Source organism: Rhizobium sp. BK181 (assembly GCF_014193305.1).
Lineage (GTDB): Bacteria > Pseudomonadota > Alphaproteobacteria > Rhizobiales > Rhizobiaceae > Rhizobium.
This window is the reverse complement of record NZ_JACHZA010000005.1, coordinates 158,472-185,100: the sequence shown is the minus strand read 5'-3', so window position 1 is coordinate 185,100 and position 26,629 is coordinate 158,472. Positions and strand designations below refer to the sequence as shown.

Annotated in this window: 33 protein-coding genes and 1 tRNA gene; 21 read left to right on the top strand and 13 right to left on the bottom strand. The window is 59.7% G+C overall.

The window, feature by feature from the left end:
- Nucleotide 1: 1 nt before the first annotated feature.
- Nucleotides 2-1,519 (top strand): tripartite tricarboxylate transporter permease, encoded by a 1,518-nt coding sequence (locus FHT77_RS15315; RefSeq protein ID WP_183755818.1) that lies wholly within the window; start codon nucleotides 2-4, stop codon nucleotides 1,517-1,519.
- 108 nt (nucleotides 1,520-1,627) lie between these two features.
- Here the strand turns inward: FHT77_RS15315 and FHT77_RS15310 are convergent, their stop codons facing one another.
- Both FHT77_RS15310 and FHT77_RS15305 read right to left on the bottom strand, forming a co-directional pair.
- Nucleotides 1,628-2,764 (bottom strand): DoxX family membrane protein, encoded by a 1,137-nt coding sequence (locus tag FHT77_RS15310; RefSeq protein WP_183755817.1) that lies wholly within the window; start codon nucleotides 2,762-2,764, stop codon nucleotides 1,628-1,630.
- A 286-nt stretch (nucleotides 2,765-3,050) separates the two neighbouring features.
- The gene (locus FHT77_RS15305) at nucleotides 3,051-3,410 is read right to left on the bottom strand and encodes an NIPSNAP family protein (protein ID WP_183755816.1); all 360 of its coding nucleotides are present in this window, start codon (nucleotides 3,408-3,410) and stop codon (nucleotides 3,051-3,053) included.
- A gap of 142 nt (nucleotides 3,411-3,552) precedes the next feature.
- On the opposite strand from FHT77_RS15305, the gene FHT77_RS15300 reads away from it, so the two are divergent.
- Nucleotides 3,553-3,720, top strand: a complete 168-nt coding sequence (locus FHT77_RS15300; RefSeq protein WP_183755815.1) for a hypothetical protein — start codon at nucleotides 3,553-3,555, stop codon at nucleotides 3,718-3,720.
- Between the two features lie 98 nt (nucleotides 3,721-3,818).
- Here FHT77_RS15300 and FHT77_RS15295 read toward each other — a convergent pair whose 3' ends face one another.
- Nucleotides 3,819-4,400 (bottom strand): dienelactone hydrolase family protein, encoded by a 582-nt coding sequence (locus FHT77_RS15295; RefSeq protein WP_183755814.1) that lies wholly within the window; start codon nucleotides 4,398-4,400, stop codon nucleotides 3,819-3,821.
- Nucleotides 4,401-4,535: 135 nt separating this feature from the next.
- Nucleotides 4,536-5,648, bottom strand: a complete 1,113-nt coding sequence (locus tag FHT77_RS15290) for a 2OG-Fe(II) oxygenase (RefSeq protein WP_183755813.1) — start codon at nucleotides 5,646-5,648, stop codon at nucleotides 4,536-4,538.
- A 197-nt stretch (nucleotides 5,649-5,845) separates the two neighbouring features.
- On the opposite strand from FHT77_RS15290, the gene FHT77_RS15285 reads away from it, so the two are divergent.
- Nucleotides 5,846-6,013 (top strand): hypothetical protein, encoded by a 168-nt coding sequence (locus tag FHT77_RS15285; protein ID WP_183755812.1) that lies wholly within the window; start codon nucleotides 5,846-5,848, stop codon nucleotides 6,011-6,013.
- Between the two features lie 128 nt (nucleotides 6,014-6,141).
- On the opposite strand, the gene FHT77_RS15280 is transcribed toward FHT77_RS15285, so the two are convergent.
- The gene (locus FHT77_RS15280; RefSeq protein WP_183755811.1) at nucleotides 6,142-7,233 is read right to left on the bottom strand and encodes a DUF475 domain-containing protein; all 1,092 of its coding nucleotides are present in this window, start codon (nucleotides 7,231-7,233) and stop codon (nucleotides 6,142-6,144) included.
- A 360-nt stretch (nucleotides 7,234-7,593) separates the two neighbouring features.
- Between FHT77_RS15280 and FHT77_RS15275 the strand changes: the two genes are divergently transcribed.
- The 3 genes from FHT77_RS15275 (at nucleotide 7,594) to FHT77_RS15265 (ending at nucleotide 8,922) form a co-directional block, all read left to right on the top strand.
- Nucleotides 7,594-7,839 (top strand): hypothetical protein, encoded by a 246-nt coding sequence (locus FHT77_RS15275; RefSeq protein ID WP_183755810.1) that lies wholly within the window; start codon nucleotides 7,594-7,596, stop codon nucleotides 7,837-7,839.
- 54 nt (nucleotides 7,840-7,893) lie between these two features.
- Nucleotides 7,894-8,079, top strand: a complete 186-nt coding sequence (locus FHT77_RS15270; protein WP_183755809.1) for a hypothetical protein — start codon at nucleotides 7,894-7,896, stop codon at nucleotides 8,077-8,079.
- A gap of 141 nt (nucleotides 8,080-8,220) precedes the next feature.
- The gene (locus FHT77_RS15265; protein WP_183755808.1) at nucleotides 8,221-8,922 is read left to right on the top strand and encodes a hypothetical protein; all 702 of its coding nucleotides are present in this window, start codon (nucleotides 8,221-8,223) and stop codon (nucleotides 8,920-8,922) included.
- 27 nt (nucleotides 8,923-8,949) lie between these two features.
- Here the strand turns inward: FHT77_RS15265 and FHT77_RS15260 are convergent, their stop codons facing one another.
- Nucleotides 8,950-9,429 (bottom strand): hypothetical protein, encoded by a 480-nt coding sequence (locus FHT77_RS15260; protein ID WP_183755807.1) that lies wholly within the window; start codon nucleotides 9,427-9,429, stop codon nucleotides 8,950-8,952.
- Nucleotides 9,430-9,640: 211 nt separating this feature from the next.
- Between FHT77_RS15260 and FHT77_RS15255 the strand changes: the two genes are divergently transcribed.
- The 8 genes from FHT77_RS15255 (at nucleotide 9,641) to FHT77_RS15220 (ending at nucleotide 15,651) form a co-directional block, all read left to right on the top strand.
- On the top strand, nucleotides 9,641-9,862 hold the full coding sequence (locus FHT77_RS15255; protein ID WP_183755806.1) for a hypothetical protein: 222 nt from the start codon (nucleotides 9,641-9,643) through the stop codon (nucleotides 9,860-9,862).
- 188 nt (nucleotides 9,863-10,050) lie between these two features.
- Nucleotides 10,051-10,368, top strand: coding sequence for a hypothetical protein (locus tag FHT77_RS15250; protein WP_183755805.1), 318 nt, complete (start codon nucleotides 10,051-10,053; stop codon nucleotides 10,366-10,368).
- Between the two features lie 181 nt (nucleotides 10,369-10,549).
- On the top strand, nucleotides 10,550-11,227 hold the full coding sequence (locus tag FHT77_RS15245) for a c-type cytochrome (protein ID WP_244919843.1): 678 nt from the start codon (nucleotides 10,550-10,552) through the stop codon (nucleotides 11,225-11,227).
- Nucleotides 11,224-12,495: a cytochrome c gene (locus FHT77_RS15240; protein WP_183755804.1), complete on the top strand. Its 1,272-nt coding sequence runs from the start codon at nucleotides 11,224-11,226 to the stop codon at nucleotides 12,493-12,495. Before FHT77_RS15245 ends, FHT77_RS15240 begins: the two co-directional genes overlap by 4 nt.
- Nucleotides 12,496-12,502: 7 nt before the next feature.
- Nucleotides 12,503-12,670, top strand: coding sequence for a hypothetical protein (locus tag FHT77_RS15235; RefSeq protein WP_183755803.1), 168 nt, complete (start codon nucleotides 12,503-12,505; stop codon nucleotides 12,668-12,670).
- A complete protein-coding gene (locus FHT77_RS15230) occupies nucleotides 12,670-13,227 on the top strand; it encodes a cytochrome C oxidase subunit II (RefSeq protein ID WP_183755802.1) in 558 nt (185 codons plus the stop codon). The genes FHT77_RS15235 and FHT77_RS15230 overlap by 1 nt, the downstream gene beginning before the upstream one ends.
- Entirely contained in the window at nucleotides 13,217-14,839 is a 1,623-nt protein-coding gene (locus FHT77_RS15225; RefSeq protein ID WP_183755801.1) for a b(o/a)3-type cytochrome-c oxidase subunit 1, read from the top strand. The genes FHT77_RS15230 and FHT77_RS15225 overlap by 11 nt, the downstream gene beginning before the upstream one ends.
- Nucleotides 14,839-15,651 carry a c-type cytochrome gene (locus tag FHT77_RS15220; protein WP_183755800.1) on the top strand — a complete coding sequence of 271 codons (813 nt, stop codon included), beginning with the start codon at nucleotides 14,839-14,841 and terminating at the stop codon, nucleotides 15,649-15,651. The genes FHT77_RS15225 and FHT77_RS15220 overlap by 1 nt, the downstream gene beginning before the upstream one ends.
- A gap of 56 nt (nucleotides 15,652-15,707) precedes the next feature.
- Here FHT77_RS15220 and FHT77_RS15215 read toward each other — a convergent pair whose 3' ends face one another.
- The gene (locus tag FHT77_RS15215; protein WP_183755799.1) at nucleotides 15,708-15,932 is read right to left on the bottom strand and encodes a hypothetical protein; all 225 of its coding nucleotides are present in this window, start codon (nucleotides 15,930-15,932) and stop codon (nucleotides 15,708-15,710) included.
- 269 nt (nucleotides 15,933-16,201) lie between these two features.
- Here FHT77_RS15215 and FHT77_RS15210 point away from each other — a divergent pair, with 269 nt between their 5' ends.
- Nucleotides 16,202-16,501 carry a hypothetical protein gene (locus FHT77_RS15210; RefSeq protein WP_016557093.1) on the top strand — a complete coding sequence of 100 codons (300 nt, stop codon included), beginning with the start codon at nucleotides 16,202-16,204 and terminating at the stop codon, nucleotides 16,499-16,501.
- Nucleotides 16,502-16,802: 301 nt separating this feature from the next.
- Here FHT77_RS15210 and FHT77_RS15205 read toward each other — a convergent pair.
- Nucleotides 16,803-16,877 (bottom strand) — tRNA-Val (locus tag FHT77_RS15205).
- A gap of 83 nt (nucleotides 16,878-16,960) precedes the next feature.
- Complete coding sequence (gene cpdR1, locus FHT77_RS15200; protein WP_007527565.1) at nucleotides 16,961-17,323, bottom strand: response regulator CpdR1; 363 nt, start codon at nucleotides 17,321-17,323, stop codon at nucleotides 16,961-16,963.
- A gap of 187 nt (nucleotides 17,324-17,510) precedes the next feature.
- Between cpdR1 and FHT77_RS15195 the strand changes: the two genes are divergently transcribed.
- On the top strand, nucleotides 17,511-18,392 hold the full coding sequence (locus tag FHT77_RS15195; RefSeq protein ID WP_183755798.1) for an N-formylglutamate amidohydrolase: 882 nt from the start codon (nucleotides 17,511-17,513) through the stop codon (nucleotides 18,390-18,392).
- Between the two features lie 244 nt (nucleotides 18,393-18,636).
- Nucleotides 18,637-19,410 (top strand): histidinol-phosphatase, encoded by a 774-nt coding sequence (gene hisN / locus FHT77_RS15190; protein WP_183755797.1) that lies wholly within the window; start codon nucleotides 18,637-18,639, stop codon nucleotides 19,408-19,410.
- A gap of 41 nt (nucleotides 19,411-19,451) precedes the next feature.
- On the opposite strand, the gene FHT77_RS15185 is transcribed toward hisN, so the two are convergent.
- Nucleotides 19,452-20,426 (bottom strand): alpha/beta fold hydrolase, encoded by a 975-nt coding sequence (locus FHT77_RS15185; protein ID WP_183755796.1) that lies wholly within the window; start codon nucleotides 20,424-20,426, stop codon nucleotides 19,452-19,454.
- Between the two features lie 258 nt (nucleotides 20,427-20,684).
- On the opposite strand from FHT77_RS15185, the gene FHT77_RS15180 reads away from it, so the two are divergent.
- Together FHT77_RS15180 and FHT77_RS15175 are read left to right on the top strand one after the other, a co-directional pair.
- The gene (locus tag FHT77_RS15180) at nucleotides 20,685-21,557 is read left to right on the top strand and encodes a Hint domain-containing protein (protein WP_183755795.1); all 873 of its coding nucleotides are present in this window, start codon (nucleotides 20,685-20,687) and stop codon (nucleotides 21,555-21,557) included.
- A 369-nt stretch (nucleotides 21,558-21,926) separates the two neighbouring features.
- The gene (locus FHT77_RS15175) at nucleotides 21,927-22,394 is read left to right on the top strand and encodes an Hsp20 family protein (RefSeq protein WP_183755794.1); all 468 of its coding nucleotides are present in this window, start codon (nucleotides 21,927-21,929) and stop codon (nucleotides 22,392-22,394) included.
- A gap of 66 nt (nucleotides 22,395-22,460) precedes the next feature.
- Here the strand turns inward: FHT77_RS15175 and FHT77_RS15170 are convergent, their stop codons facing one another.
- Nucleotides 22,461-23,465: a bile acid:sodium symporter family protein gene (locus FHT77_RS15170; RefSeq protein WP_016557099.1), complete on the bottom strand. Its 1,005-nt coding sequence runs from the start codon at nucleotides 23,463-23,465 to the stop codon at nucleotides 22,461-22,463.
- 93 nt (nucleotides 23,466-23,558) lie between these two features.
- On the opposite strand from FHT77_RS15170, the gene FHT77_RS15165 reads away from it, so the two are divergent.
- Nucleotides 23,559-24,416 (top strand): LysR substrate-binding domain-containing protein, encoded by an 858-nt coding sequence (locus FHT77_RS15165; protein ID WP_183755793.1) that lies wholly within the window; start codon nucleotides 23,559-23,561, stop codon nucleotides 24,414-24,416.
- 77 nt (nucleotides 24,417-24,493) lie between these two features.
- Here FHT77_RS15165 and FHT77_RS15160 read toward each other — a convergent pair whose 3' ends face one another.
- A complete protein-coding gene (locus tag FHT77_RS15160; RefSeq protein ID WP_183755792.1) occupies nucleotides 24,494-24,991 on the bottom strand; it encodes a GNAT family N-acetyltransferase in 498 nt (165 codons plus the stop codon).
- A gap of 260 nt (nucleotides 24,992-25,251) precedes the next feature.
- Between FHT77_RS15160 and FHT77_RS31915 the strand changes: the two genes are divergently transcribed.
- On the top strand, nucleotides 25,252-25,380 hold the full coding sequence (locus FHT77_RS31915) for a hypothetical protein (RefSeq protein ID WP_259128832.1): 129 nt from the start codon (nucleotides 25,252-25,254) through the stop codon (nucleotides 25,378-25,380).
- 10 nt (nucleotides 25,381-25,390) lie between these two features.
- Here the strand turns inward: FHT77_RS31915 and FHT77_RS15155 are convergent, their stop codons facing one another.
- Nucleotides 25,391-26,440: a threonine aldolase family protein gene (locus tag FHT77_RS15155; RefSeq protein WP_183755791.1), complete on the bottom strand. Its 1,050-nt coding sequence runs from the start codon at nucleotides 26,438-26,440 to the stop codon at nucleotides 25,391-25,393.
- Between the last annotated feature and the right edge of the window lie 189 nt (nucleotides 26,441-26,629).

Sequence of the window (26,629 nt, the reverse complement as noted above, 5' to 3'; positions counted from 1 at the left end):
GATGAGCACCTTCGAATTCCTCTTCCAGGGCATCCTGGTCGCCATGCAGCCGATGAACCTGCTCTATGCGCTCGTCGGCGTGACGCTCGGCACCGCGGTCGGCGTGCTGCCAGGTATCGGCCCAGCGCTGACCGTCGCCCTTCTTCTTCCCGTTACCTACAAGCTCGATCCGGCCGGCTCGCTGATCATGTTCGCGGGCATCTACTATGGTGGCATGTATGGCGGGTCGACGACGTCGATTCTTCTCAATACACCCGGCGAAAGCGCCTCGATCGTGACGGCCTTGGAGGGCAACAAGATGGCCCGGGCCGGCCGCGGTGGACCGGCGCTCGCGACCGCCGCCATCGGCTCATTCGTCGCCGGCCTGATCGCAACACTCGGCCTTGCCTTCATCGCCCCCTATATCGTCAAGCTCGCACTGGTCTTCGGGCCACGGGAATACTTCGCGCTGATGGTTCTCGCCTTCGTGACGGTCTCCTCGGCCTTCGGGGATTCGGCCCTGCGCGGTTTGACCTCGCTCTTCATCGGCTTTGCCCTTGCGATGGTCGGCATTGACCAGCAGACCGGGCAGGCGCGCCTTTCGTTCGGCGTTCCCGACCTGCTCGATGGCGTCGAGGTGACGACGCTTGCGGTCGCGATGTTTGCGATCGGTGAAACCCTCTATATCGCCGCTCAAGGCAATCGTGGCGAGGAGAAGGTCGAGGCGGTCAAAGGCTCGCTGTGGATGACAGCGGCCGACTGGGGTCGTTCGTGGAAGGCATGGCTGCGCGGCACGCTGATCGGTTTCCCGATCGGCGCGATGCCGGCGGGCGGCGCCGAGATCGGAACGTTCCTGTCCTATGCCACGGAAAAGCGTTTGGCGAAGAACCCCGAGGAGTTCGGCCACGGTGCGATCGAAGGCGTTGCCGGTCCGGAGGCTGCGAACAATGCATCGGCCGCTGGTACGCTGGTGCCGCTGTTGACGCTCGGCCTGCCGACGACGGCGACGGCGGCGATCATGCTCGCCGGCTTCCAGCAGTACGGGCTGCAGCCAGGACCACTACTGTTTGCGAACAACCCGCAGATCGTCTGGGGCCTGATCGCCAGCTTGCTGATCGCCAATGCGATGCTGTTGGTGCTCAACCTGCCGCTGATCGGTCTCTGGGTGCGGCTGCTGACGATCCCGAAGCCATGGCTCTATGCCGGCATCCTGTTGTTTGCGACGCTCGGCACGATCGGCGCCAACCCGTCGGTGTTCGAACTCGGCATGCTGCTCGGCTTCGGCGTCCTCGGCTACATCATGCGGCTCTTCGGCTATCCGATCGCGCCCGCGGTCGTTGGCTTGATCCTTGGCCCGCTGGCTGAACAGCAATTGCGTCGCGCGCTCGCAATCAGCCAGGGAGATGTGACGACGCTGGTGATGTCCCCGATCGCGGCCGGACTGCTGATCGTCGCAGCTGCCGCCTTCATCATCCCACTGATCCTGCGCCTGCGTGGACGCGGCGAGGTTCTGTCGCAGCTTGCGGCAAACGAGGATTAAAAGAAAAGGACTGCCCGAACCTCTCCTACTGTGGCCGGCGATGAGAAACCTTCGCCGGCCTTTTCACCTGGTAAGGGGGATGCAGGAGCGTGTCGACCCGCTTTTGGCCTAGTGACCATAGAGCGCCATATGCAGGCTCCAATAGGTGGGTGCCAGGATCGCCAGAGCCGCCACAAAGCCGGCGGGAACACCGACAATGGCCCTTTTGAATGCGGGTGCGACCTGTGTATCGCGTGTCGGGTCAACGGTCGCAATCACCAACATCATGATGATCAGGCTGTGGCCCACCAAGTCCAGCCTTCCGAACGGCACCACCGCCGCGCTGAAGATGACAATCAATGCAATGGCTGAAGATCGGCGGATAAGTGGTGTCCAGAGCAATCCAAGGCCAAGGGTGAATTCGACGACACCGGCCATCGGCAGAAATACATCGATAGGCATCCCGAAGGTCAGGAACGGCTTTTGCTGCGCCAGCGGCTGGAACCATTCAGGATAGGCGAATTTTTCAAAGCTGGAGCGCATCAGCGTGACGGCGATCGCCCAGCGTAGAACGTTGAAGCGCTGTTTGTGCCACCGGGACTCGTTGACCGAAAACAACACCAGATAGCCGGCAACGCCGACCCCAAGCACAACATAGTCGAGAAGATGAAAAATCTGATACTGATGAAGAGCGGCAATCCAAAGCCCGAGTACACCGATGGCAGAAAGCCACATTGTTCGGCGGGAGAAGAGACCGGCTGCAATTGCCAGTTGGCTCCATGAAACCCACTCCGAAGGGGTCGGAAGATCAGGGGTGAGGTAGACGCCACCAATGACGAAGATGGCGACAAAAAAGGCTCCGGTTATGGCGCGAACAAAGTCGTCCGCCCGATTCCACAGCGGTTCTGACAGGCTATCCATCAGCATTAGAATTCTGGTGCCGATGACGGTCCGTTCAACGACGGCGGTCATTGCGAAAAGTGGGACCGCGATGGCGATGGCAAGCCAGAACCAGGGGCTTGCCAGCGTTTCCGAAAATGGTCTCGCGGGCGTAGCGATGTCAAATGATGTGAACCATTTGACGTGGGCTTCGGCGGGTGTTGACCACACCATCAACGTCCCTATCGCGAGAAGGCAGAGGGTTGCCTCCAGGAGAAGCGGGGTGAAATAGGCCCTTATGCTCGCCACCTGAGGGGATGGCGGACCTTCGTCGGTCCGTGCTGTGCTGAATATCGTGTCCTGAACGTTGACCTTGAACGTAGCCATTTCTGCTCTCCGGATTTGGACGCAGCAAACCGCTCGGAAGGCGGTGGCCCTCCGCTCAGCAACGAGGTTTTTTGAAACGCTGCCGGTATTTCAGCATCGCTCGCGCGATCCTTGTAGAGAACAAGGTCCCGCGGTCTTTGCGACCAAGGAGTGAGCGGTCTGGCACCTTGGTCGCGGCAAACCTGAGACCAAGGTCGACCCCCAGGGGGAAGGCAGCTACGTCGACAAGGCCAAGCTCTTGTCTCGCGGGGCTTCGCCAATTGAGCGCATTTGCGAAAAATGTCACTTATTCAAGTGGTTGAAGGAAAACACGCTCATAGCTGCTGAACGGCGGATTTTTCCCATACCGTGCGTTTGCCTCGTTACCGTCGGGGTCGATGGCGACTGCATCACGATACCGAAGATAGGTTGCGTCGTCTGGAAAAGTGAACAGCGCGATAGCTATGTCGTTACCACCGTCCTGTCCTAGGCCCCGGAAGCTCACCCCGGCCCCGTTCGGCGGCTCACGTGAAATGAAGTATCCGTGGTGTGTCCCGCCGTGACGTTCGATAAGCCTGATCCAGGTTTGCGCATAGGCTTTGAATTCGCTGAGCGCGCTCGCATCGATGCGATAACGAACCTCGCATGTTATCGGATCTTCGGACATAGCGCCTCCTCGCCTCCATTATGCACCGGTGGCATGGCTGATCACGAAAGTCCATCGAGACGAACGATCAGATGACATGCACGCTGATGCCTCGCGTTAGCAATGGGGGTCCAATCGATCCTTGCGCTCTATGTTGGGGAATATGGATGCGATCTATGCCCTGCTTTTCTTTGCTACGGTTATTGCGATCATCTATCTGGCCGGCAGATGGAACACATCGGATGTCGATCACTACATGGGCTTCGACAATCTGCGCCAGCCCCGGAAGCAGAAGGCATCGACGGGTGAAGGGGATGCGGAAAAAGAATGAGACGCCTCCTTCAATGCCTTTCGATAGGCACGGGTGATATCTGTTTCCAGCATCCGGATGGCATATCTCGTATTCGCCCGACGCGCCGTCCACGCGCGTTACAGGCACTCTAGGAACGAAAGCACCCGCTGCGTCAGCACTGCGGTGGCCTCGGCATCGTAGGATGGTAGCGAGCAGTCGGCAAAATAGTGCTGGTCGCCGTGGTATAGAAAGAGCGAGGCATCCTTGACTGTTGCGACGATTTCGCGGGCCGCATCGATATCGCCTTCGCCGACGAAGATCGGATCGGCGTCCATCCCATGGATCTGAACAGGGACGCCCTCCGGCCATGGTCCGAACGACCACTCGCCGCTGATCGGCAGGCAGGAATAGAAGAGCAACGCTCCCCGCGCCCCGGATCGCGTCTGTGCGAGCTTCTGTGCCGGCAGCACGCCAAAGGAAAAGCCGGCGTAGACGAGCCGGGAGGGCAGTTCCTCCGCCAGGCGGACGCCGCGCTCGCGCATTTCCTCGAACCCGATCTCGTTGATGTAGGAAAGCCCTTCGTCGATGCTTCGGAAGGTCTGCCCATCGAACAAGTCCGGCGCATGAACAATATGCCCGGCGTTCCGCAACTGCTTAGCGAAGGCGTGCACGCCAGCGGTCAATCCCTGTGCGTGATGAAACAGCAAGACCTCAGCCATCAGGCGCCTCCTGACGCATAAGCTATGGCAGGCATTGGATAAATCCACGAGCGCAGGTACCGGATGACTTGCCGCCTCGTCAAGACGGACGGCTTTGCACTCCCCTTTATTGGTGTTCGGCGGATTTCGCCGCGGTCACGCCGTAGCGTTGGCGCCATCTTCGATGTTTGCGCTGTTTTCCTCTCTCACTTTGGCGGCAGCCTCATCATAGAGGAAGGGCAGGAACGCATAGCGGCGGCCACGGGTGACCTTTGATACGGCATGCAGGAGCGAGCAGGAAAAGACCACCGCGCCGCCCGGAGGGGCCTTGTAGGTTCGGTTGCCATACTCGGGAAAACTGACCTCGCCGCCGTCGAAATCATTGTTGAGATTGACCGAAACCGCGAAGCGTCGATGCGCGGTACCTTTCGTGGTGTTGTCACGATGCGGCCTGAAGTGAGCCTCTTCATCGGCATCGTAGCAGGAGACGATGTATCGCTCCATTCGCGTGGCTTCGAATTGGTGGACCTTCTTGATTTCGGGAATGATGCGCCGGATGAACCGCCCACGCAATTCGGCCATCAGCGCATCGTCCTCGATCGTGTGATCTCTGCGGCGCTTGTGATTGTGGTCCGAGACGAGCACGGTTTTTCCGTTGATCTCGCGCATGAATCCTGACTCCTGGCCGCCATGTCGTTCGTAAAGGTTGATCAGTTCGTGGCAGAGATCGGTCTCAAAGACATCGGGAAGCACGATGACCGGGGCATGCATTTCCAGGCCGCTGGACCGCTCCACCGGCGGCAGCGTTTCTAGATAGGCGATCAATTCGTCTATGCCGCTTCCTTCCTTGCCGGGCACGAAGGTCGCCCGCACTCGCATCGTCGGATCCAGAACCACGCATACCTGACGGTAGGTCACGCCGACGCCGCCTTGCTGCGCGTCGGCGCTGACTGCGCCGTAGAGCTTGCTGACGCTCAAATCGAAGTCGAGAAAGAACTTGATACCGGGCTTCTGATCGGCAATGCGCTGATGGGTTTCGTCTTTCGGATCGACTGTTACCCCGAAGAAGGCAACCTTGCTTCCGTTGAAGACTGCCGGTCTCGACCGGATCTTTTCCAGCGCTTGGGTGACGTTGGGACTTGCCGTGGAGCCAAAGAAATAAAGGACCATGTATCGCCCGGCAGCGACGTCGAAAACATAACGCGGGTTGGAAAGTGTACGCTGAATAAAGCGCGGCGCCGGGTCTCCGGCCGCTAAGTGCAACGTCATAGATTAACTCCCCTTATTGTAGGGATGCTAAAGTAATAAATTCCATCTGGCTAGATTCGTATCCGCTGAGCGCGCTTGTCGCGTTCCTATTCTGATCGCCTATTCTTGCATGGCAGGGGTGAATTCCCGCCGCTTGTCGGCCAGCCGGTGCCTCGCCATATGTGAGCAGTCAATCATAAAGAAAAGCGAGAAAGAAAATGTCCTTCCGTAAGTCCATTCGCGATGGTTTCCTTGGCCGCGCTTTTGCGATGATCGGTGCTGCAAATGCTGTAAGCGCCTCCGTCGAATCTGGCCGCCGTCCGAAAGCACGCGATCTGCGCGAGCTCGGCATCGATCCGAGCATGTTCGGCAGAATCAATCACTAGCTTATCCGCGCGCCTCGGCGCGGTTTGGCGATCTGGGATCGCCAGATACGAAACAGCCCGCAACCGGATGGTCGCGGGCTTTATTTTTTTGGTGATGAAGCCGCATCGGCCGATGCGGCTTGCAAGGATTAGGCGTGCAGTTCCTTATGAGTCTCGGCGCGTTCTTCCGCCTGCTCCTTCTTGTTGTAGCGGATCGACGACCAGAGCGAGATGCCGATCAGGGCCGCGCCACCAAGGCCGGTGATCACCTCGGGGATATGGAACATCGTCTGCACGTACATGATCACCGAGAGGATCAGGATCGCATAGAACGCGCCGTGCTCGAGATAACGATATTCGGCAAGTGTTCCCTTTTCGACGAGCATGATCGTCATCGAACGTACGTACATGGCGCCGATGCCTAGGCCGATCGCGATGACGAAGAGGTTTTGCGTCAAGGCGAAGGCGCCGATGACGCCGTCGAAGGAGAAGCTGGCATCCAGCACTTCGAGATAGATGAAGGCACCGAGACCACCCTTGGCCGCAGCGCTCATCGTCTGTTGCGAGGCATCCAGCAGGCCGCCGATCACCTCGACCGCCAGGAAGGTCAGAAGTCCATAGATGGCGCAATGCACGAAGGTCGTGGCTTCTTCCTCGCCAAGGAAGGACGAGAACACGAGGACCAGCGCCAGAACGAAGGCAATCTCGATACCCTTGATCGTGGCCGAGCGGGCCATCAGCTTTTCAAGTCCAGCGATCCAGTGGACATCCTTCTCATGGTTGAAGAAGTAGTTGAGGCCGACCATCATCAGGAAGGTGCCACCGAAGGCCGCGATCTGCAGGTGCGCATCGTTCATGATGCGGGCGTATTCCGCGGGCTCCCGCGCTGCGAGCACCAGGGCTTCCCATGGACCGATCTGTGCTGCGATCGCGACGATCGCCAACGGGAAGACGATACGCATGCCGAAGACGGCAATGACGATGCCCCAGGTGAGGAAGCGATGCTGCCAGACCGGCGTCATCTCCTTGAGCTTGTTGGCATTGACGATGGCATTGTCGAAGGAGAGCGAAATCTCCAGCACGGCGAGCACCGTGCAGATAAAGAAGACGGTCGCCATGCCGCCGATGGTGCCTGTCGTCTGCCAGCCAAGGGCCGCTCCGAGGACAAGGCCGAGGCCGGTGACAATGAAGGCCCAGGTGAAATAGCTGAGCGCCGATTTTTGCGGGATACCGTTGGTCATGGCCGCACCTCGCAGCCAAGAACGATGTCGAACAGAGAATGTGTACGTGAAAAACGCGACATACCACAAAGGGCATGCGCGTAAGGCATGGTGAGCTTTTTCATCGATGAAAAATCCGCCGGCTTAAGCTGCAGGCGGTACCGACATCACGAGAGCGCCGTAAAAACTCTCGCCAGAGGGGCCCGGCACCAGGTTGACCCATCGGCCGATGTCCGAGGCCGCGGGATAAGGCGAAGGTAGTGATCTTGCCACGCCAGTCAAGGTCGACGCCATGGGCTTTGTTCTTTTCTTTGGAACCATCCGACGGCGCGGTCGTTAGTCTTAGGTTCCCCAGTGTCACGCGCAATAACAAGGAGGCCGATGATGCATCCCTCGACCCATACCCCCGACAAGCGCACGGAAAAATCCGACCGAATGAAGCGGGCGCGCCCGAACCGCATGCAGAAGGCGCAGGTATTGCCGCCGCATCACGTCGACCTGACACTGCCACATGGCGTTTTCGATGACGTCCACGTTCCCGCCCACGTCACCGGCGGCGACCTTTCGAAGGGCGGCCCAAAGCCGGTAACGGATGGCGATTCCACGATCGCCAAGCCGACCCGCTGAGGTCTCGGTGTTCCCAACTTCGACGCTTCCACTCGCGACAACCGGTGAGAAAAGATGAAAACGACTTTGGTGCCGCACGACATTTACATGAAGCATGAAATCGAATGGCAGGCGCTTCGCGCAGCCGCAGATATTCAGGTCGATCTGGAAAGAATCGAGATCACGAATTCACTGGGCTCGCGTTGGGAGCCGCCAACAAGTTTGAGGCCGGACACGGCATCTGCGGCGGTGCGGCTTTAAAGCCGTGGCGACGCGTACGGCCGTGTCGTCGCAGCACTCGTAGCATAGCATCGTCAAATCAGTGCTGGAAATGAAACGGCTGCCAACCTTTCGGAAAGGATTGCCCGGCGATAATCCCGTGCGTTCACGGGAATCGGACAGATGGCAAAGACTGCGACACGCCGCCGCAAATCATCGGCACGATCAAAGGGAAGGGGAGGAGGCGGTAGCGCGCTCCCCTGGGCCGTCGTCGGCGTCATCGCCGTTGGCAGCATTGCGACCTACGATAATTGGAAGAGCGTGAAGCCGATGCTGGCCGCGCATGCGCCGGCCTCGATTGTCTCCCGCCCGGTCTCGAACGCGCGAAGCGAGCCTGCGAGCGATCCCAGCCCACGGCAGACGGCTTCGATCACCACGGCGACGCGAATGGTGCCGCCTGCTGCGGTCCCCATTCCCGCGAAGGCACCCGTCGTGCCTGAAAAGGCAATCCCGGTCTCCATCTCGCCGGCACAGGCACAGACCGGCCGCGCGGCCTTCGGCTATTGTGGGCAGGGCGAGCACATCAACTGCGTCGCCGATGGAAGCACGTTCTGGTACAAGGGCGAGAAGGTCGCGATCGCCGACGTCGTCAGCCCCGCCATCGAGACAGCCCGTTGCGACAACGAGAAGCGGCTGGGGTTCGCCGCCAAACTGCGGCTCCTCAACATTCTGAACTCCGGATCCTTCTCGATGAATCCCGCCGGGCAGCCCGGCAAAGCAGGCGCGCCGCATGTCGTGTCGCGCGAGGGTCGGTCGATCGGCGTGCAGATGATCAACGAGGGATTGGCCCGCAAACCCGGAGCGAGCAACAGCTGGTGCGCCTGAGCGCAGCCAGCAATTGCGAACGTTGGCCTATTTTTGCTTCGGCGCTTTACCGTTGGTGCGGAAGCTGCCGGTAAAGGCGGTATCCTTGCTTTCGGCGGTGCATTCGATCGCGACCGGCTTGCCGCCGTACGGGTTGCCCATCGTGCAGGTTCCGGCGACCTTTACCTGACCTGTCATCTTCTGGCCGACGCCCGTCACCACGAGGTTGAGCGGCATGCGGGCGTTGCCGTTGGAGGCTGGCTTGATGGCAGTACCATCGCCCTGGAAGCCGAGCATCTTGCCGCCTGAAGTGAAGATGAAGGTGACCTGGCCGTTTACCAGCGTAACACTTGCGAGTTCGCCTTCGCAGCCCTTCGTCGCATCGAGCTTGCCGACGACGAGCTTGGCGCACTTGCCGGCAAGCGTCAGCGCCCCCGGGGCGCCAGGGAAATTCTGCGGCGCCGCGCCCGCCGTCGTGGTCAGTGTTGCGGCGAGCAGCGAAGCAGCGGCCAAAGTTGCCAGTCTCATGTGTTTACCTCGTAATGCATGTCTCAGCAGTGCTGTTGTATCGGCAGCGACTTGCCACTCTTCTGTGTTCGAAATTGGTCGACAGGCAGGACTCTAGATCTCGGTACCCTGGGCATGCGGTGAAATGACGCTTGGTCAAAGCCAGCATGCGCGATAGCTACCGGTTGGACCGGCAGCAAGACCGCCGGTCTAGCTAAGATGGAGGAATGCGATGATCAGGAAGATTGCTCTGAGTGTTGCCATCCTTGCCTTTGGCGTCGCTCCGGCGCTGGCCGCAAGTAGCCACTACTATGTGGAGCACGCTGCAAATAGCAACAAATGCAGCGTCGTGTCGAAACGTCCTGACGGCAAGAACGCGATGGCGGTCGGAAGTGGGTACAAGACGAAGGCGCTTGCCGAGGCGGCCATGAAGACCGCATCCGCCTGCATGTAGTGCGGCTCGCATTGCGTATGAAATCGAACGAAGCGCCCGCGCATTGGCGGGCGTTCTGCTTTCTGCGATCGGCCGGCATCGCCGGCGAGCCTCGAGCCTTGTCGCGACTTCGGGGATCCTTCAGCCGATTTATCGGCTCGCCAAAAACGAGTATAGTCTTCCCGCCATGCTCATTCTCGGAGGGTGAAATGGGCGCCGCATCCCGCACTATCAATGCCGCGATACTAACCACTGTGTTATTGATGCCGTCGACAGCCTTTTCGGCCGCGGCGCTGAACGTCGATGCGCGCTCGTACACCTGTAGCCAGATCTCGCAGATCATCCGCCAGAACAAGAAGGTGTTCGTCCGGTCCGGTTTCGGCGGCAGCAGCTTCCGCTATCCGCCCGCGAAATGCGGCTTGGGCTATGCGCGCACCACCGCCAGCTTCCGGGATGCGACCGGCAAACAGTGCGTCCTAGATAACGCCTGCACCTACGACAGCGGGTCGTTTTACAACAACCCGTAGCGCGCCGACGAGGCGTGCCACCACTTTGGCGTTTGGGCTACTTCGTGCCGGCGATTGCCTCTTGCAGCTTTACCGGAAGGGAATATTGTTACGGCTCAAGCCTGAAAATTTCATGTGATACTGCTACGGAGGGTATGCGGTGTTCGTGAAGACGTTGCTTCTGACGTGCTGTCTCAGCTTCCTGGGTCTTGACGTAGGACTTGCCCAGGAAGGCAAGAGCTATCCTGCCGACATGGCGGATCGGGTGCAGGCCTGCACCCCGTGCCACGGGCAGGAAGGCAGGGGGACGAACGACCCGTACTTTCCACGTCTGGCCGGGAAGCCCGCCGGATACCTCTACAACCAGCTGGAAGCGTTCAAGAGCGGCAGGCGGAAATACCCGCCGATGAACTACCTGTTGGCCTTTCTGACTGACGACTATCTCCGACAATTCGCCGACTACTTCGCCGATCAACACCCCGCGCTGCCCGGCCCCCCCGCCACCGACGCGAGCAAAAGCGTCCTCGAACATGGGCAAGCGCTAGTCACCCAAGGGGATCTGGACAGGGCCATTCCAGCCTGCGTCAGCTGTCACGGTGGGCCGCTAACAGGTCAGTCTCCGGGAATTCCCGGTCTTCTCGGCCTGCGCGCGAGCTATATCAGCGCCCAATTGGGTGGCTGGCGTTATGGGACCAGAACGGCGAACGCGCCCGACTGTATGCAACTCGTGGCCGGGAGGCTTACCGAGGACGATGTCAGGGCTGTTGCCGCCTATCTCGCCGGGCAGCCTCTTCCGACAGACCCGGTGCCAGCACCTGCCGGTTCGTTCGCCTTGCCCTTTGCTTGTGGCAGCCAGCCAGATGGGGGACACAAGCCATGAGCAGGCAAAATCGACGTTGCCAACTGTTGCTCACCACGATTTCAGCGATTGTTGTCGGAACGCTAGTTCCCGCCGGCGCACAGAACTCGGAAGCCCAGCAACCGCCTGCGGCCATCGTCAAGAAAGGTGAGTATCTCGCGCGTGCAGGGGATTGCATCGCCTGTCATACCGCACCAGAGGGCAAACTGTTTGCCGGCGGTCGTGGCATGCCAACCCCGTTCGGGACGCTCTACACCTCCAACATTACTCCGGATCCGGAAACCGGAATCGGCAAATGGACAGCAGACGACTTCTACAAAACCATGCACGACGGCCGCTTCCCGGATGGAGGACTGCTCTACCCGGCGATGCCGTTCGGGTCCTACACGAAAGTGACGCGCGAAGACAGCGATGCCATCTTTGCCTACTTGAAGACCGTCCCCGCCGTGCGGCAGCCGGACCACCCCCACGAGTTGCAGTTCCCTTACAACAACCGATCGCTGATCCTTGGCTGGAGGACGCTGTTCTTCACGGAAGGGGAGTTCCAGCCGGACCCGAAGCAGTCGGATGAATGGAACCGTGGAGCCTATCTGGTCGAAGGGCTAGGACACTGCGGAATGTGTCACACACCGATCAACGCCTTGGGCGGTAGCTCGGAATCCAAAGCCTTTCAGGGTGGACTGATACCCATGCAGGACTGGTACGCCCCCTCTCTGACCTCCAACAAGGAGGCGGGTTTGGGCGATTGGTCCATCGAGGAAATCTCCGACCTGCTGCAGAAGGGCATTTCCGCGCGCGGTGCGGTTTACGGCCCTATGGCCGAGGTAGTCTACAACAGCCTTCAATACATGACCGACGAAGATACACGCGCGATGGCCGTCTATCTTAAGAGCATAGCGCAAGACGAACCGAAGCCGGCGCGCGCCTCCGTCCGATCGCAGGAAGCCAGTCTGCTTCGAAGCCTGGGGAAGACCGTCTACGACAAGCAGTGCGCCAGCTGCCACGGCGCGGAAGGCGAGGGCAGGCCGCCGCATTATCCGCCGCTCGCCGGGAACCAGTCGATCCAGATGGAATCCTCCGTAAACGCTGTGCGGATGGTGTTGAACGGTGGGTACCCACCCGCGACCTACAAGAATCCGATGCCGCATGGAATGCCGCCGTTTGCGGTCAGTCTGTCGGACGACGAGGTCGCCGCAGTGGTTTCCTACATCAGGACCGCCTGGGGCAACCGAGGGACGCCCGTCAATGCGGCGGAGGCAAACAAGCTTCGATCGGCTCCACTTCAGTGAGGACGCGATGATCAATTCGGAAGAACCAAACGCTGGTCCAGATGATGCCACGGTCGAGCGCATCGTGTCAGAGGGACCGAGCGGAGCCATTGCACTTGCGGGTATCGCGACCGCTATCGTGGTGCTGATCTGGGTGCTCTTCTATCTGTTTGTTTTCATACCGAGGAGCGGCTGATGGCCAACGGTCACAATCCCTCCGCCGGCGTCGCTGAACGGGTCGAGCGTCGATGGGCATCGGTGTCGGTCCTCATAATCGTCTTTTTGGCCGGGATGGCCGCATTTGCGGGCATCCATCAGGCGACGATGCCGCAGGCAACCGTTGAAACGATCGACCCGACCAGCATTCACTTGGCCGGAGAATTTATCGAATCCAACCTCGGGAGCGCCGTCGAGGGCGATGGCACGGTGACGGTGCGAGCGATCGGGCAGCAGTATTCTTTCTCGCCGCCCTGCATTCTCGTTCCCGCGGAAACGCCGATTACCTTCCGCGCGACAAGCGCCGATGTCGTCCATGGCTTCCTCGTCCAAGGCACCAATATCAACACGATGCTGGTCCCGGGCTACGTGTCGGTTCAGAAGGCGACGTTTGACGCGCCCGGCGAGCATCTGATGCCTTGCCAGGAATTCTGCAGCGTTGGCCATGAGGGCATGTGGGGCAAGGTCCAGGTTGTCACGAAAGAGCAGTTCCTTTCACAGATGGGGGACAAGAGGAGGCTTTCCTGTGCTCCATAACCGGAAATTGATCCTCGCACATTTCTGGCTGGCATTCGCGGTATTCGCGCTCGCGCTGGTGCTCGGCGCATGGCAGATGTATATCCGCAGCCCGCTTTCCCCGTGGATCAGCAATCCGGAATGGTACTACCGGTCGTTGACTGCGCATGGCACCGTCATGGGTTATGTCTTTCCGACGCTCGTTGCCATGGGCTTCGGATATGCGATCAGTGAAGCCGCGCTCCAGCAGCAACTCGTCGGAGGGCGGTGGGCTTGGGCAGGTTTTTGGCTGATCGCCGTCGGTGCTGTCGTCGCGATGATCCCGGTGGCACTCGGTCAGGCTTCGGTCCTCTATACCTTCTATCCTCCGCTAATCGGCAACCCGTTTTATTATATCGGCGTGGTGATGGTCGTGGTGGGTTCCTGGTTCTGGGTTGCCCTGATGTCCGTCAACCTCAGGATATGGAAGCGGGCGAATCCGGCAAAGCCGGTGCCGCTGGCCATGTTTGCGAACGTCGCGGGATCGTATCTCTGGGCCTGGACCGCTGTCGGCGCGGCGCTCGAACTTCTGCTGCAGATCATTCCTGTCGCGCTCGGCCTTAGATCCACCATCGATGCAGGGCTTGCGCGTGTCTTCTTCTCGTGGACGCTGCATGCGATCGTCTATTTCTGGCTGATGCCCACCTACATCGCCTACTATACGATCGTGCCGCGCTCCATTGGCGGACGCATCTACAGCGATACAATGGCGAGGGTCTCCTTCATTCTGTTTCTTATCGTGGCGATGCCGATCGGCATCCATCATGCGTTCGAGGATCCGCAGGTCGGCGCCGGCTTCAAGTTCATCCATTCGGCGTTCACGGCGCTTGTCGCGCTTCCGACGCTTCTCACGGTCTTTACGATTTGCGCATCGATCGAGATCGCCGCAAGGCTGCGAGGAGGGAAGGGGGCGTTCGGCTGGATCAAGGCGCTGCCGTGGCGAAATCCTATCATGCTCGCGATGGCCTTTTCGTTCATCATGCTCGGGTTCGGCGGAGCAGGTGGTCTCATCAACATGAGCTACCAGCTCAACACCTCGATACACAACACGCAGTGGATCACCGGGCATTTTCACCTCATCTTCGGCGGCGCGATCGTGATCATGTATTTTGCGATCGCTTATGATTTCTGGCCCCACCTCACGGGCCGGCCTCTCGCGAGCCTGCACCTTGTCCGCCTGCAGCTTTGGCTTTGGTTCATCGGAATGATCGTCACGACCTTTCCTTGGCATTGGGTCGGAATCCTTGGCATGCCCCGCAGAATGTCGTATTTCGATTACTCCGATCCAGCGCTCGCTATCGACGCCATTTCTGTCGTGCTGTCGGCATTCGGTGGCTTCATCCTCGTGGCGTCGGGTATCCTGTTCATCGTCGTCCTGGTGAGGTCGCAGCTGGGGGCACCTGACAAAATCGAGGAATACCGCTTCGCCGTAGCCGTCCATCCGCCGGTCCGTGTGCTCGCGGCCTTGAACAGCCATGGGATCTGGATTGCATTAATGGTCGGACTGACCGTTACGAATTACGGCTATCCGATCCTTCAACTGGCCGTTCGCAACGATACATCGGTTCCGGCAGTCTACGTTGGAGAACGCTGATGGGAGATAGCCGCAAGGTCACGACATCGCGGGACCGCTGGACAACCACTAGTGTTGCCATCACGGCCGCAATCTTCCTAGTGTCCGCAGTCCTTGGCTTTGTGTTGCTGCCCCGATGGGAGGCCGGGGCCCAGGTCGCCGGTATTTGGGACTCGATTTGCCGGGCTGCAGGCCTACCGCGGCAACGGGATCCGGGCGAGGTTGTAACCGCAGACTATAAGACATCATTGGTAAAACTTGCGACTGCGGTGTCTCACAAGCGCGACGAGGAGGCGATCGGTCGAGGCGCAACCTTGGCGCAACAATGTGCCATTTGTCATGGACCGACGGGTGTCAGCCGCGCCGACTCGCCCAATCTCGCCGGGCAGTACGCAAGTGTGGTCTATAAACAGCTCCGCGATTTCAAGGATGGCGTGCGCGTCAACGCCGTAATGACTCCTTTCGCCCTGAAATTGTCGGAACAGGACATGCAGGATCTGGCCGCCTACTACGCCTACCTGCCGAGACTACCGGGGTTCCATCCACCGGAAAGCATGGAGGTGCCGAGAATTGTCGAAAGCGGCGCTCCGCTGCGTGGCATTGCTCCGTGCGGATCATGCCACGGCAATATCGAGAACAAACTTGGCAGCCCATGGCTGGAGGGGCAGTCCGATCTCTATCTCAAAACGCAGCTTGAGGCGTTCGTGTCCGGATCCAGGCAGAACGACATCAGCAAGCAGATGCGCAACGTCGCTCGCGCAATGAGCGCGGAAGAGATCGAGCAGGCGGCCAAATACTACGCCAACAAGCCACCGCCCTTTCTGACCCAATAGGCCCGCCAAGCATCTCCAACGGTTTACCGCATTCCATCGGATGGAATGGTCGGTCATCAGTCCCCAAGATTGAACAGAACGGATGGATCCGGTGTGACGGGTGACACGAAGAACGTCAGGCGCACCGCTTCCATGACGAGAAGGGCGCGTCTCATTTCAACAGCAAGCGCCGTTACCCGGCCCTGCAGGTCAGCATTGCCATCGGCAAGATTGGTGGTTTCGGATTTATCCTTGGAAAGATCAAACAATTCGACGCTTGGAGGCAGCGATGCCTTCCGCACCAGTTTCCAATCGCCGTCACGCACTGCACCCGCAATCGGTCGACCCTCGCTGGTTGTCGGCCATAGGTGTCGAGTGGTTGCGTATGGTCGAGCTTGGCCCCGGCGAGAGCAGCAAGAGTAGGGTACATGGCGACGACGTGGACCATGCCTTCGACTGGGAATGCTGGATCGGGCAAGCAATCGAAAGTCGTTGGGTTGTGCAAAGTTTGGGTTGACCGCTTTCGACGGCGAGGAGACACTTCGACAACAGCAAGGCGGGAGGAAAAACGATGGACGAGCCAGACCGGTGGCGCCACATGGCAAGCGCGCCGAAAGACGGCAGTCGGATCCTCGTCACGGTCCGCCCATCCGAACAGGGGCCGGCGGAAGTTGACCTCGTCTACTGGTCGAATGGCGATCAGTTCGGTGCTGACGGCTGGCGTGCCTCCGATTCCTCCCCCGGTCGCGTCGTTGAATATGCCGAGCCGGAGTTGAAGTGCTGGATGCCGATGCCATCGGTGAGCCGAGCCTCCACGCCTACTCCATGGGAAGGCGACGACGACCAGGAACTCGACGGGTCGGGGATTTAACGACCCCGGTCCGCCGTTTGACGTACACTCTCACCTCGCAAGCCAACTCATCGAAACTGTGATTGGTAGCAGGCGGGTCCTTTGACGAGGCAAACGTCGTCGACGGCACTGCTACGGATTCTTCGCGGAATGGGGAGTTGTCAAACAAGATCGTGGGGAAGACATGCTTGGGATAAAGCATGGGATGCTTAGATCGCGCTCCAAGGTGGGGCTGATCAGTTCGCGCCTCTTCCCCGTGCTTTGCTTGCTAGCTGCTCACTAAAAAGGCCTAGCGATTTCTCGCTAAGCCTTTGAATTCGAATGGTGGGCGTGACAGGGATTGAACCTGTGACCCCTACGATGTCAACGTAGTGCTCTCCCGCTGAGCTACACGCCCATCCGATGGCGGCGCATAGACCACAAACCGTTTTTGTCGTCAATAGACTTTTTTCGGTTTTGTGACACGCGCTGCCGGAAGCCTTAGGCGGCAAGCATTTTGTTCACTTCCTCGACGAGGTCGCGGAGGTGAAAAGGCTTGGAAAGGACCTTCGCATCCTTCGGTGCCTTCGAATCAGGGTTCAATGCCACGGCCGCGAATCCAGTGATGAACATCACCTTCAGGTCCGGATCGAGTTCGGTCGCGCGGCGCGCCAGTTCGATTCCGTCCATCTCAGGCATGACGATATCGGTCAGGAGCAGCGAGAAGGGTTCTTCGCGAAGCCTGTCATAGGCGCTGGCGCCGTTGTCGTAGGAGAGGACCTTGTAGCCTGCCTTTTCAAGCGCCTTCACAAGGAAGCGGCGCATGTCGTTGTCGTCTTCTGCAAGAAGTATCTTCTGAGTCATTATCCAGACCGCTAATCAGTAATTTATGCGTGGGGCTCCAGCCAATTACACTAGAATTCGGCCAGTAAACAACCAGTGAAGAGGCTGTCCGGGCCGTCATCCCCATGAGATAGTATGGACTTGCCGTGCGGCAACTGGCAACATAAGCAAAGCAGCGATCGGCAGGCATGGTAAAGAGGGAAAAAGGGTGCACGAAATCCCCGAATACGCACTTTTCGAGGTCCGGGAGCCTTTGTCGCACACCATTCCATTCGTCTACAACTCGCCGCATAGCGGCCGCATCTATCCTCCGGAATTCATCGCTCAGTCTCGGCTCGAGGGCGTTTCCATACGCCGCTCCGAGGATCATTACGTCGACGAGTTGTTCGCGGATGCGAGCGCCCTCGGTGCGCCGCTTCTGCTTGCCAATTTTCCCCGCGCCTACCTCGACGTGAACCGCGAGCCCTACGAGCTCGATCCGCGCATGTTCGACGGGCTGCTGCCGCCCTATGCGAACATCAATTCGCTGCGGGTTGCGGGCGGGCTCGGCACCATTCCGCGCATCGTTGCCGAGAACATGGAAATCTATACTCGCCGGCTGTCGGTGCAGGAGGGGCTGGACCGCATTGAGGCCGTCTACAAGCCTTATCATGCGGCGCTGCGACGGCTGATCGCCCGCACGCATGTTCAGTTCGGCTTCGGCGTGCTGATCGATTGCCACTCGATGCCGGGCAATGTCCGTGTTGCCGGCAGCAATGCGCGGCCGGATTTCATCATCGGCGATCGCTACGGCACCAGCGCCTCCGCGGACCTGTCGCGTGCCGCTGTCGCGATATTCGAAGAAATGGGCTTCACCGCGATCCGCAACAAACCTTATGCCGGCGGCTTCATCACCGAACATTACGGTCGCCCGTCGCGTGGGCTGCATGCACTGCAGATCGAAGTGAACCGGTCGATCTATGTCGACGAAATCACGCTGGAGAAGCGTGCCGATTTTGCCCTGGTTGCGGGCGCAATCACCGCCTTCATGCGGCAGATGGCGGTCTACGTGGCACAGTTCGCGACCGACTCCGCGCTCGCTGCCGAGTAAGCCTTCCGGATTGCCAAAAAAAGACCGCCTCGCGGCGGTCCAAGTCTAGGGAGGAAACACCCAAGGAGGGCATTTACAGTCAGAAGACTGTGAGCAAACGCTACTATTGCGGTGCACAATTGTCAATCAAAATTTTGCAGTGCAAAATTATTGTGCAGCCGGCTAAAGGCTGCCGCTCTCGTTTGCAACTCGCTGCAATTCCGCTATGAAAAGCGCCATTCGCGCGCCACAGATGGATTTCGCCATGTTGCCTGACCGTTCGTTCTTCAATCGTCTGGCCGAAGCCGCCAAGGCCGAAACGCTGCCGCGTTTCCGTTCTGGCCTCGACGTCACCAACAAGCTGTCGAGCGGCTTCGATCCGGTCACCGAGGGCGACAGGGCGGCGGAAGTCGCCATTCGCGCGCTGATCGAGGAGCACTTTCCCGATCACGGCATTCTCGGCGAGGAGCACGGCAATGTCGGTCTCGACCGTGAGTATGTCTGGGTTATCGATCCGATCGATGGCACGCGCGCCTTTATATCAGGCGTGCCCGTCTGGGGCACGCTGATCGGATTGCAGAGAAACGGTCGTGCGGTCATGGGCATGATCGAGCAGCCGTTTACCGGCGAGCGCTACTTCGCCGATGCGAACGGTTCCATCTACAGCGGTCCGGAGGGAGAGCGCCGACTGCAGGTTCGTGATTGCGGCACTTTGGGGAACGCCATTCTTTTCACCACCTCGCCGCATCTCTTCGCAGGCGCAGAGATGGAGAAATATCGGGAGATCGAGAGCCAGGTGAGGCTCTTCCGATATGGTACAGATTGCTATGCCTATGCGCTGCTTGCCGCGGGTCACGTCGATCTGGTGATTGAAAACAGCCTGAAGCCTTACGATGTCGGCGGCATCATTCCGGTCATCGAGAACGCCGGCGGGATCATCACGACCTGGGATGGCGGGCGTCCGGAAAATGGCGGCTCGATTATCGCCGCCGGCAGCCGCGCCGTCTACGAAGAGGCGATAGCAATCCTCGGACGGTAGATCGATCGGGATTTGTCGCGGTCTCGCGGATTGAGACCGGGCTACGTACCGAACCCTTCGACTTCCTCGACGGCTTCCGCGTCGCTGCCGGGAATGAAAGCGTGGAAAGCCGCAAGGGCGGCCTGGCGGTAGACATCGCGCTCCTGCAGCACCTCATGCCGCGCGCCGTTGATCGGCACGAACTGCGCAGCGCGAAAATAGCGTGAGATGCGCTCCTGCGCGATGTAGGGAACGATGGCATCGCGCGTCGGCGCGATGACCACCGTCGGAATGGTGATCGAGAACAGATGGCTCGGAGACGTGACGCGGTCAATCGTCCGGAAGGAGTCGTGCAGCCAGCGCGCAGTCGGCGGCCCCAGCGTCAATTCCGGATGAGCTGTAGCCACGGCAACGTTGCGCTCGAAGCGAGCTTCATCCGAGGTGAGGGGATTGTCGCGGAACGGCAGTTCCTTGAGCTTGCGTGCAAGCGGAAAGTTGCCGAGCCCGAGCGAACAGGCAAACCCGGAAAGCGCGCGGATGGTACCTTCCGATGCTGCTTGGCCGGAGAGGCCGATGAAGGGTGCAGTCAGCACCATCCGCTCGATGCGCGTCGAGAGGTAGGGCGCGGCGGATAGCGCAATCAGCGCTCCGGTCGAATGCGCCAGGATGAAGAACGGCAGACGAGTATCCGGCAGGACGATCTTCTCGAGGAACGTATCGAGGTCGTGTTCGTAGTCGATGAAGCGGCGGACATGGCCGTACGGACCCTTCTTCAGCACCCGGTCGGAGCCACCCTGACCGCGCAGATCGAAGGTTGCGACCCAAAGGCCCTGGGCTGTCAGGTCGCGGATGGTTTCGAAATACTTCTCGATAAATTCGTTTCGGCCCTGGAGAAGGACGACGGTGCCTTTCGCCACTGCTGCATTGGAGCGAAAAACGGCATAGCGCAGCCGAAGGCCGTCATGGGTTTCGAAGTAGCCTTCGGTGCGGTTTTCGGGTGCCGGGTTTTCGGGGGTCGAAAAAAGGACCTGTTCCATGGTCGACCAATCGTGTCCTTCGCGGATTTGCCTGTCGAGTAAAGCGGATAGGCGATTGCCCTGTCAAATCAAAGAAAAATGCACCTATACACCGGGCCTTTTCCAGGCTGAACGATTCAGTTTTTTGCAACATCCTTCGCTGCCATTATGCCTTGCCTACTCCCTTTTCGGTAGGGCCTAGCTCTATTCTGCGAAGTTCAATGCAATGCAACTTATTGTAACATAGGCGGGTATTACTCTTTTCAAAAGGACGCCCGCATGTCATCCACGGAAGATCCGAAGCTGCCACGCAATACCGCGCGCAGACATTTTCTAGGTGTTGCCGCTGCCGCCGGTGCGCGGCTCGCTGGTGTTGCGGCTTTGGCGACGGCAGCTTCCAAGTCTCCCGCGAGTGCAATGGGGCGGCGCTGGGGGCGTGGTCACTCTGGTGGAGGCGGGAATGGCTCCGGCGGACAGGGAGGCTCCGGTGGAGGCGGCGGTGGCGGCGGAGCACAGTGCTTCCTGCGTGGGACGGCGATCCTCACTGATTGCGGCGAAAAGCCTGTCGAGGATCTGCGCGTCGGCGATAACGTTGCCCTTCCGGACGGGAGCGCCCGCCCGGTCAAATGGGTCGGCCGCCAGGTCTTCAAGAAGAGCGGTGCGCGCTGGCATGAAGGCGTCGTGCCGATCCGCGTTTCCCGCCACGCGCTGGATAGCCGCACACCACATTCCGATCTCTACCTGTCGCCAGGCCATGCGCTGTTTCTGAATGGCGTGCTGATCCGCGTGAGGGATCTCGTCAACGGCACGACAATCGCGCCGATCGTTCCTGCCGATGACACCTCGATCGAGTATTATGCTGTCCTGCTCAGTACCCACGAGGTCATTCTTGCCGAAGGTGCTTCGGCCGAGACCTTCCATCCGTCGGAGAGCAATTACGAGAACTTCTCCAATTTTGCGGAGTACAAGCGCCTCTATGCCGAGGAGCGCACCGTGATGACATCCTACGCGCCCGTGGTGGGCGAGGAAGGTGGTTGGAAGCATCTGAAGGCGCTTCTTCAGCTTGGCGCTTCGCCTCTAGTGCCGATGTGCGATCCGTTCGGGGACGCCTGCGAGGCGATCAATACGCGAGCCAAAGAGCTATCGGTCTGACAGGCTGCAAGCTTCCTCGTCTTCGAGTTAGACCGCAAAAAAGACCGGCATGCGAAACTTGAGGGTTCCGCGATGCCGGCCGGAGATCGGGCTGAAGACGAAGGGACGATACACTCCAGCCATCGGGCCAGTGTCACCCGATGGCACTATTGCTATTCCTCCTGTCATGAACGGCTTCCGAACTGCATGTTCATATGCCGTTCACGCAAGGTAAGTTCGCTCTTCAGGCGAGGGGCTTGAACTCCACAAAAACCATCCCCACATCATTTCTGCAGGCGCCAAACGGGCCTGCTAAACCGTCCCGAAGCTGCCGAACAAGGGGTTTCAGGGGCAATTATCGCAAACACGTCGCTTCCTCAGGAGGACACCATGCGTCACGTAGACTTCTCTCCCCTTTATCGTTCCACCGTCGGTTTCGACCGCCTCTTCACCATGCTCGACAGCCTCGGTCAGCCTGACCAGGGCCAGACCTATCCGCCCTACAACATCGAGCGTACCGGCGAAAACACTTACCGCATTACCATGGCCGTTGCCGGTTTCGACGAGACCGAAATTTCCATCGAGTCGCAGGCCCACGCTCTGACCGTCAAGGGCGAGAAGAGCGAAGAAAAGGCTGAAGGTAGCGAGTTCCTTTATCGTGGCATCGCCAAGCGCGCCTTCGAGCGCCGCTTCCAGCTTGCCGACCACGTCGAGGTCACTGCCGCTTCGCTGAAGAACGGTCTGCTCCACATCGACCTGCTTCGCAGCATTCCGGAAGCCATGAAGCCGCGCAAGATCGCGATTGCGGCTGAGCCGGTGAGCGCGCCGAAGGCCATCGAGGCGCAGGTCGCCAAATAATCGGTCCTCCCAAGACCAATCCTGCAGGCGGCGCTCATCCGAGCGCCGCTTTTTTATTGGCCAACGTCAGGCGGGGCTTGCTGCTTCTTCGGCTTCTTCTTCGGTGATCCGGTGCGCGGCCTTTGCCGCATATTTCTGCGCGATCACGGCGCAGACCATCAGCTGTATCTGGTGGAACAGCATCAGCGGCAGCACGATCGCGCCGATCGATTGACCGGCGAAGATCACGCTCGCCATCGGCGCGCCGCTGGCGAGGCTCTTTTTCGAGCCGCAGAAGGTGATGGTGATCTCGTCGGCCTTGTTGAAGCCCAGCAAACGGCTCCCGTACATGGTGAAACAGAGCACGAAGGCGAGCAGAGCGGTGTCGGCGACGATAACCGCCGCGATGTCGCCGATCGAGAAGGTGTGCCACAATCCCTCGACGACGGCCGTGCTGAAGGCGAGATAGACGACCATCAGGATCGAGCCCCGGTCGACAGGCATCAACAGCTTCTTCTTTGCGCGGATCCAGCCGCCGATCCAAGGCTCCAGCACCTGGCCGACGACGAAGGGCAGCAACAGCTGCAAGAGGATCTGCTGCAGCGCATCCCAGGAGAAGCCGCCATGGCCGCCGACGGAAAACAGCAGGCCGACCAGCAGCGGCGTCAGGAACATGCCAAAGATGTTCGATGCCGAGGCCGAGCAAATAGCGGCCGGGACATTGCCGCCAGCCATAGAGGTGAAGGCGATCGAGGATTGCACCGTCGATGGCAGGACGCTGAGGTACAGGAGCCCGAGGTAGAGCGGCTTCGGCAAGATCCAATCAGGCACGAAACCGAGACCGAGGCCAAGGATCGGGAAGAGGCCGAACGTCGTCAGCAGGATAACGAGGTGGAGCCGCCAGTGCAGAAGACCGGCGATCACCACATCGCGGGAGAGGCGGGCACCATGCAGGAAGAAGAGGAGGGCGATGGCCAGGTTCGTCGCGATCCCGAAGTAGCCGGCGAAGGCCCCTCTCGCCGGTAACAGCGAGGCAAGGACGACCGTGCAAACCAATAGGGTTGTGAAGCTATCGGGCAGAAAGCGGCGCATGACGAATACTCTTCGTGAGCAGTGGATCATCTGTCTTTCTTCCATTATGATACAGGATGCAACGAATAACAGTTATCGTGTTTCTGGATTAACATGCTGGATCTTACGCAACTGCGTAGTTTTGTTGCCGTCGAACAGATGGGAAGCTTCACGCTTGCCGCGGAGCGGCTTGGCCTCGGACAGTCGACGGTCAGCCAGCATATCCAGCGGCTCGAAAGCGCCGTGGGCCGGCGTCTGCTGGCGCGTGACACCCATAAGGTCCTGTTGACCACCGACGGCGAGGCGCTGCTTAGCCATGCCCGGGCGATGCTGGCGATCGAGGCACAGGTCCACTCCCAATTCAGAGGGCAGAAGCTGCGCGGGAATCTTCGGCTCGGTGTGTCGGAAGATTTCGTGACCAGTCAGCTTCCGGCCGTACTCGAGGATTTCGTGCGTTCGCACCCCTCAGTCGATCTGGAGTTGACGGTGGCGCTCTCCGGTACACTCTACGAGATGCAGGACAATGGCGAGATCGACCTGGTGTTGGCGAAGCGCCGGCTGGGCGACGCCCACGGGCGTCTGGTCTACCGCGAGCCGCTCGTCTGGCTGGCGCGTGATCCGGAGCACGTGTTGGGCGCCGGGCCGCTGCCATTGATCGCCTTCCCGCCGCCGAGCGTGACGCGCAGCATTGCGCTCGAGGCGCTGGGCCGCACCCAAACCGCCTGGCGCATCGTCTGCACCTGCGGCAGCCTGAGCGGCCTGACTGCGGCGGCGCGGGCGGGCATGGGGGTGCTGGTACAGCCGCGAAGCATGGCGCCGTCCGGGTTGAAGGAAATCGGCAAAGGCAGGCTGCCCATGCTTGAGGATGTAGAGTTCGTGCTGGTGCCGCGCAAAGGAGCGGACCAGGCACTGGTGTCAGCGCTATCGGACGATATTCTCGGCAAGGTGCGTAGTCTTCGCACCAACGCATGACAGAAAGAAGCCGGTTGGCTGCCGAACAAACCGTTGGAAGCCGGTTTCACGACCTGTCTAGCGAGATCAGCGCCCCGTCACGTGGCGTTGAAACCGTCGTGGTAGCTGACTTTACCTGCGGGCGTGGGGCCGTCGAACACTAAGCGCATGAAATATTCGGGCGGAGCCGCCTCAAAGATCAGGTTGGCGTCATTCTGAAAGCCGAAGCGGGTGTAGTAGCCGGGATCGCCGAGAACGACGCAACCCTTGGCGCCGATATCTGTGAGCCGCGCCAGGCCGTCGCGAATGAGCTTTCCGCCAATGCCCTCGCCCTGGCGGTCGGGCATCACCGAAACCGGCCCAAGTCCATACCAGCCCATGTCTTCATCATCGATCGTAACGGGCGAGAAGGCGACATGTCCGATGACGGCAGCGTCTTCGACAGCGACGAGCGAGATTGTCAAAGCGTTCGCTTTGCGGAGTGCGTCAACGATCTCGGCTTCTGTTTGACTGCTGTACTCGATCTGCGCGAAGGCCACTTTGGTCAGCTGGCGGATCGCCACAATGTCGCTAGGCTGTTCAGGACGGATCTTCATCGGTATTTCTCGCTTTCCGGTATCAGGGCGCAGTCCGAGATAGCGCGGTTTTGGCGTGGCAGCCAGTGGGCCGATATTCAGTACCGCACACGCCAGGGCGATCTGAAGGGCGCAAGTTTCGATCGTACTCCCGCATAAAAGTTAATGGGCTGCTTACCATTTTAAGGCGCTCTCAACCCTGTAGCTTAGTCATCTGGTCAGGTTCGGCGCCTAGTCTCCCAATTCCCATGGTCGATCTTCGGGGCAAGGAGAACGGACCGATGACGTATGGCGTACTCTTCGTATCCGGGCTGGTTGCCTGTGTGATGCTGATTGTCGTGGCGGGACACGACGCGAAAACGACGGATAGCGGCAAGCCGCAATCCGCCGTGACGGGCCATCAGAATTGAGTCCGGGAATTCAGCCTGCAAGGCAGCCAAGGAAGCCGTCGACGTCCGCCTCTTCAGTCGCGAAGCTGGTGACGAGCCGGATCAGGGTTTGATCCGGGCCGACTAGCTGGGGTGTCGCCGGCGGAACCGGCCATGCATAGAACTTCGCGCCTTTTTCCTCTGCCCGTTTCGCAGCGCTTTTCGGAATGATGGCAAAGACTTCGTTGGCCGAGGTCGGCCAGGCAAGCCGTGACCCGTTGCTTGCCGTGATGCCGGCGCGCAGGCGATCGGACATGCCGTTTGCATGGCGAGCCAGATCGAGCCAGAGATCGTTCTCGAAATAGGCATCGAACTGGGCCGCGATGAAGCGGGACTTCGAGAACAGCTGGGCGGCGCGCTTGCGGATGAACGGCATTTCCCTCGCTTTCTCCGGATTGAAGAACACGATCGCTTCCGCGCACCAGCATCCATTCTTCGTGGCGCCGAAGGAGAGCATGTCTATGCCGCGCTTCCACGTCATCTCCGCCGGGCTGACGCCGAGGGAGACGAGGGCATTGGCAAAGCGTGCGCCGTCCATATGGAGAGGCAGCTTGTCTTTCTGGGCGATCTCGGCGATCTCATCGATTTCGGCGAGGGAATAGACGGTACCGGCCTCGGTTGCCTGGGTGATCGTAATCGCCGTTGCCCGGCCGTGTTGCACGGCCGTCTGTGGGAAGGCTGCGATCTTCTCCTTGAGCTTTTCCGGGTCGATCTTTCCCTCGGCGCCTGGAACGCCAAGCAGACGGGCGCCGCTGAAGAAGTCGGGGGCGCCGCATTCGTCGGCAATCACATGCGCCTCGGAATGACAGAAGGTGATGCCGCCTGGCCGTTGAACGCTCGCGAGCGAAAGCGAGTTCGCTGCCGTGCCGGTGCCAACGAAAAGCACTGCAACGTCGCGTTCGAAGACTTCCGCAAAGCGGCGCTCGACACGGCGGTCGAGATCACTTGCGCCATAGGCTGCGGCAAAGCCGTCGGACTCCCTGAGCAGACGTTCGGCGATGGATCGATGGGCGCCTGCCCAGTTGTCGGATGCAAAATACATGGATGGGGACCGCTTGGGATGTGGTGGGAGATCAGGTTCGGGCGGCGACATTACGCCAACATGTCGGCTGGTCAAAGGGCCGGCGCGGAATCCATCACAAAAATTGACTTCAGCAATCAATAAACAAAATGATGCTGAGTAGCGTAATTTTCTATCGCAAAAAACGATTCTGCTGGCAATATTCGGTCG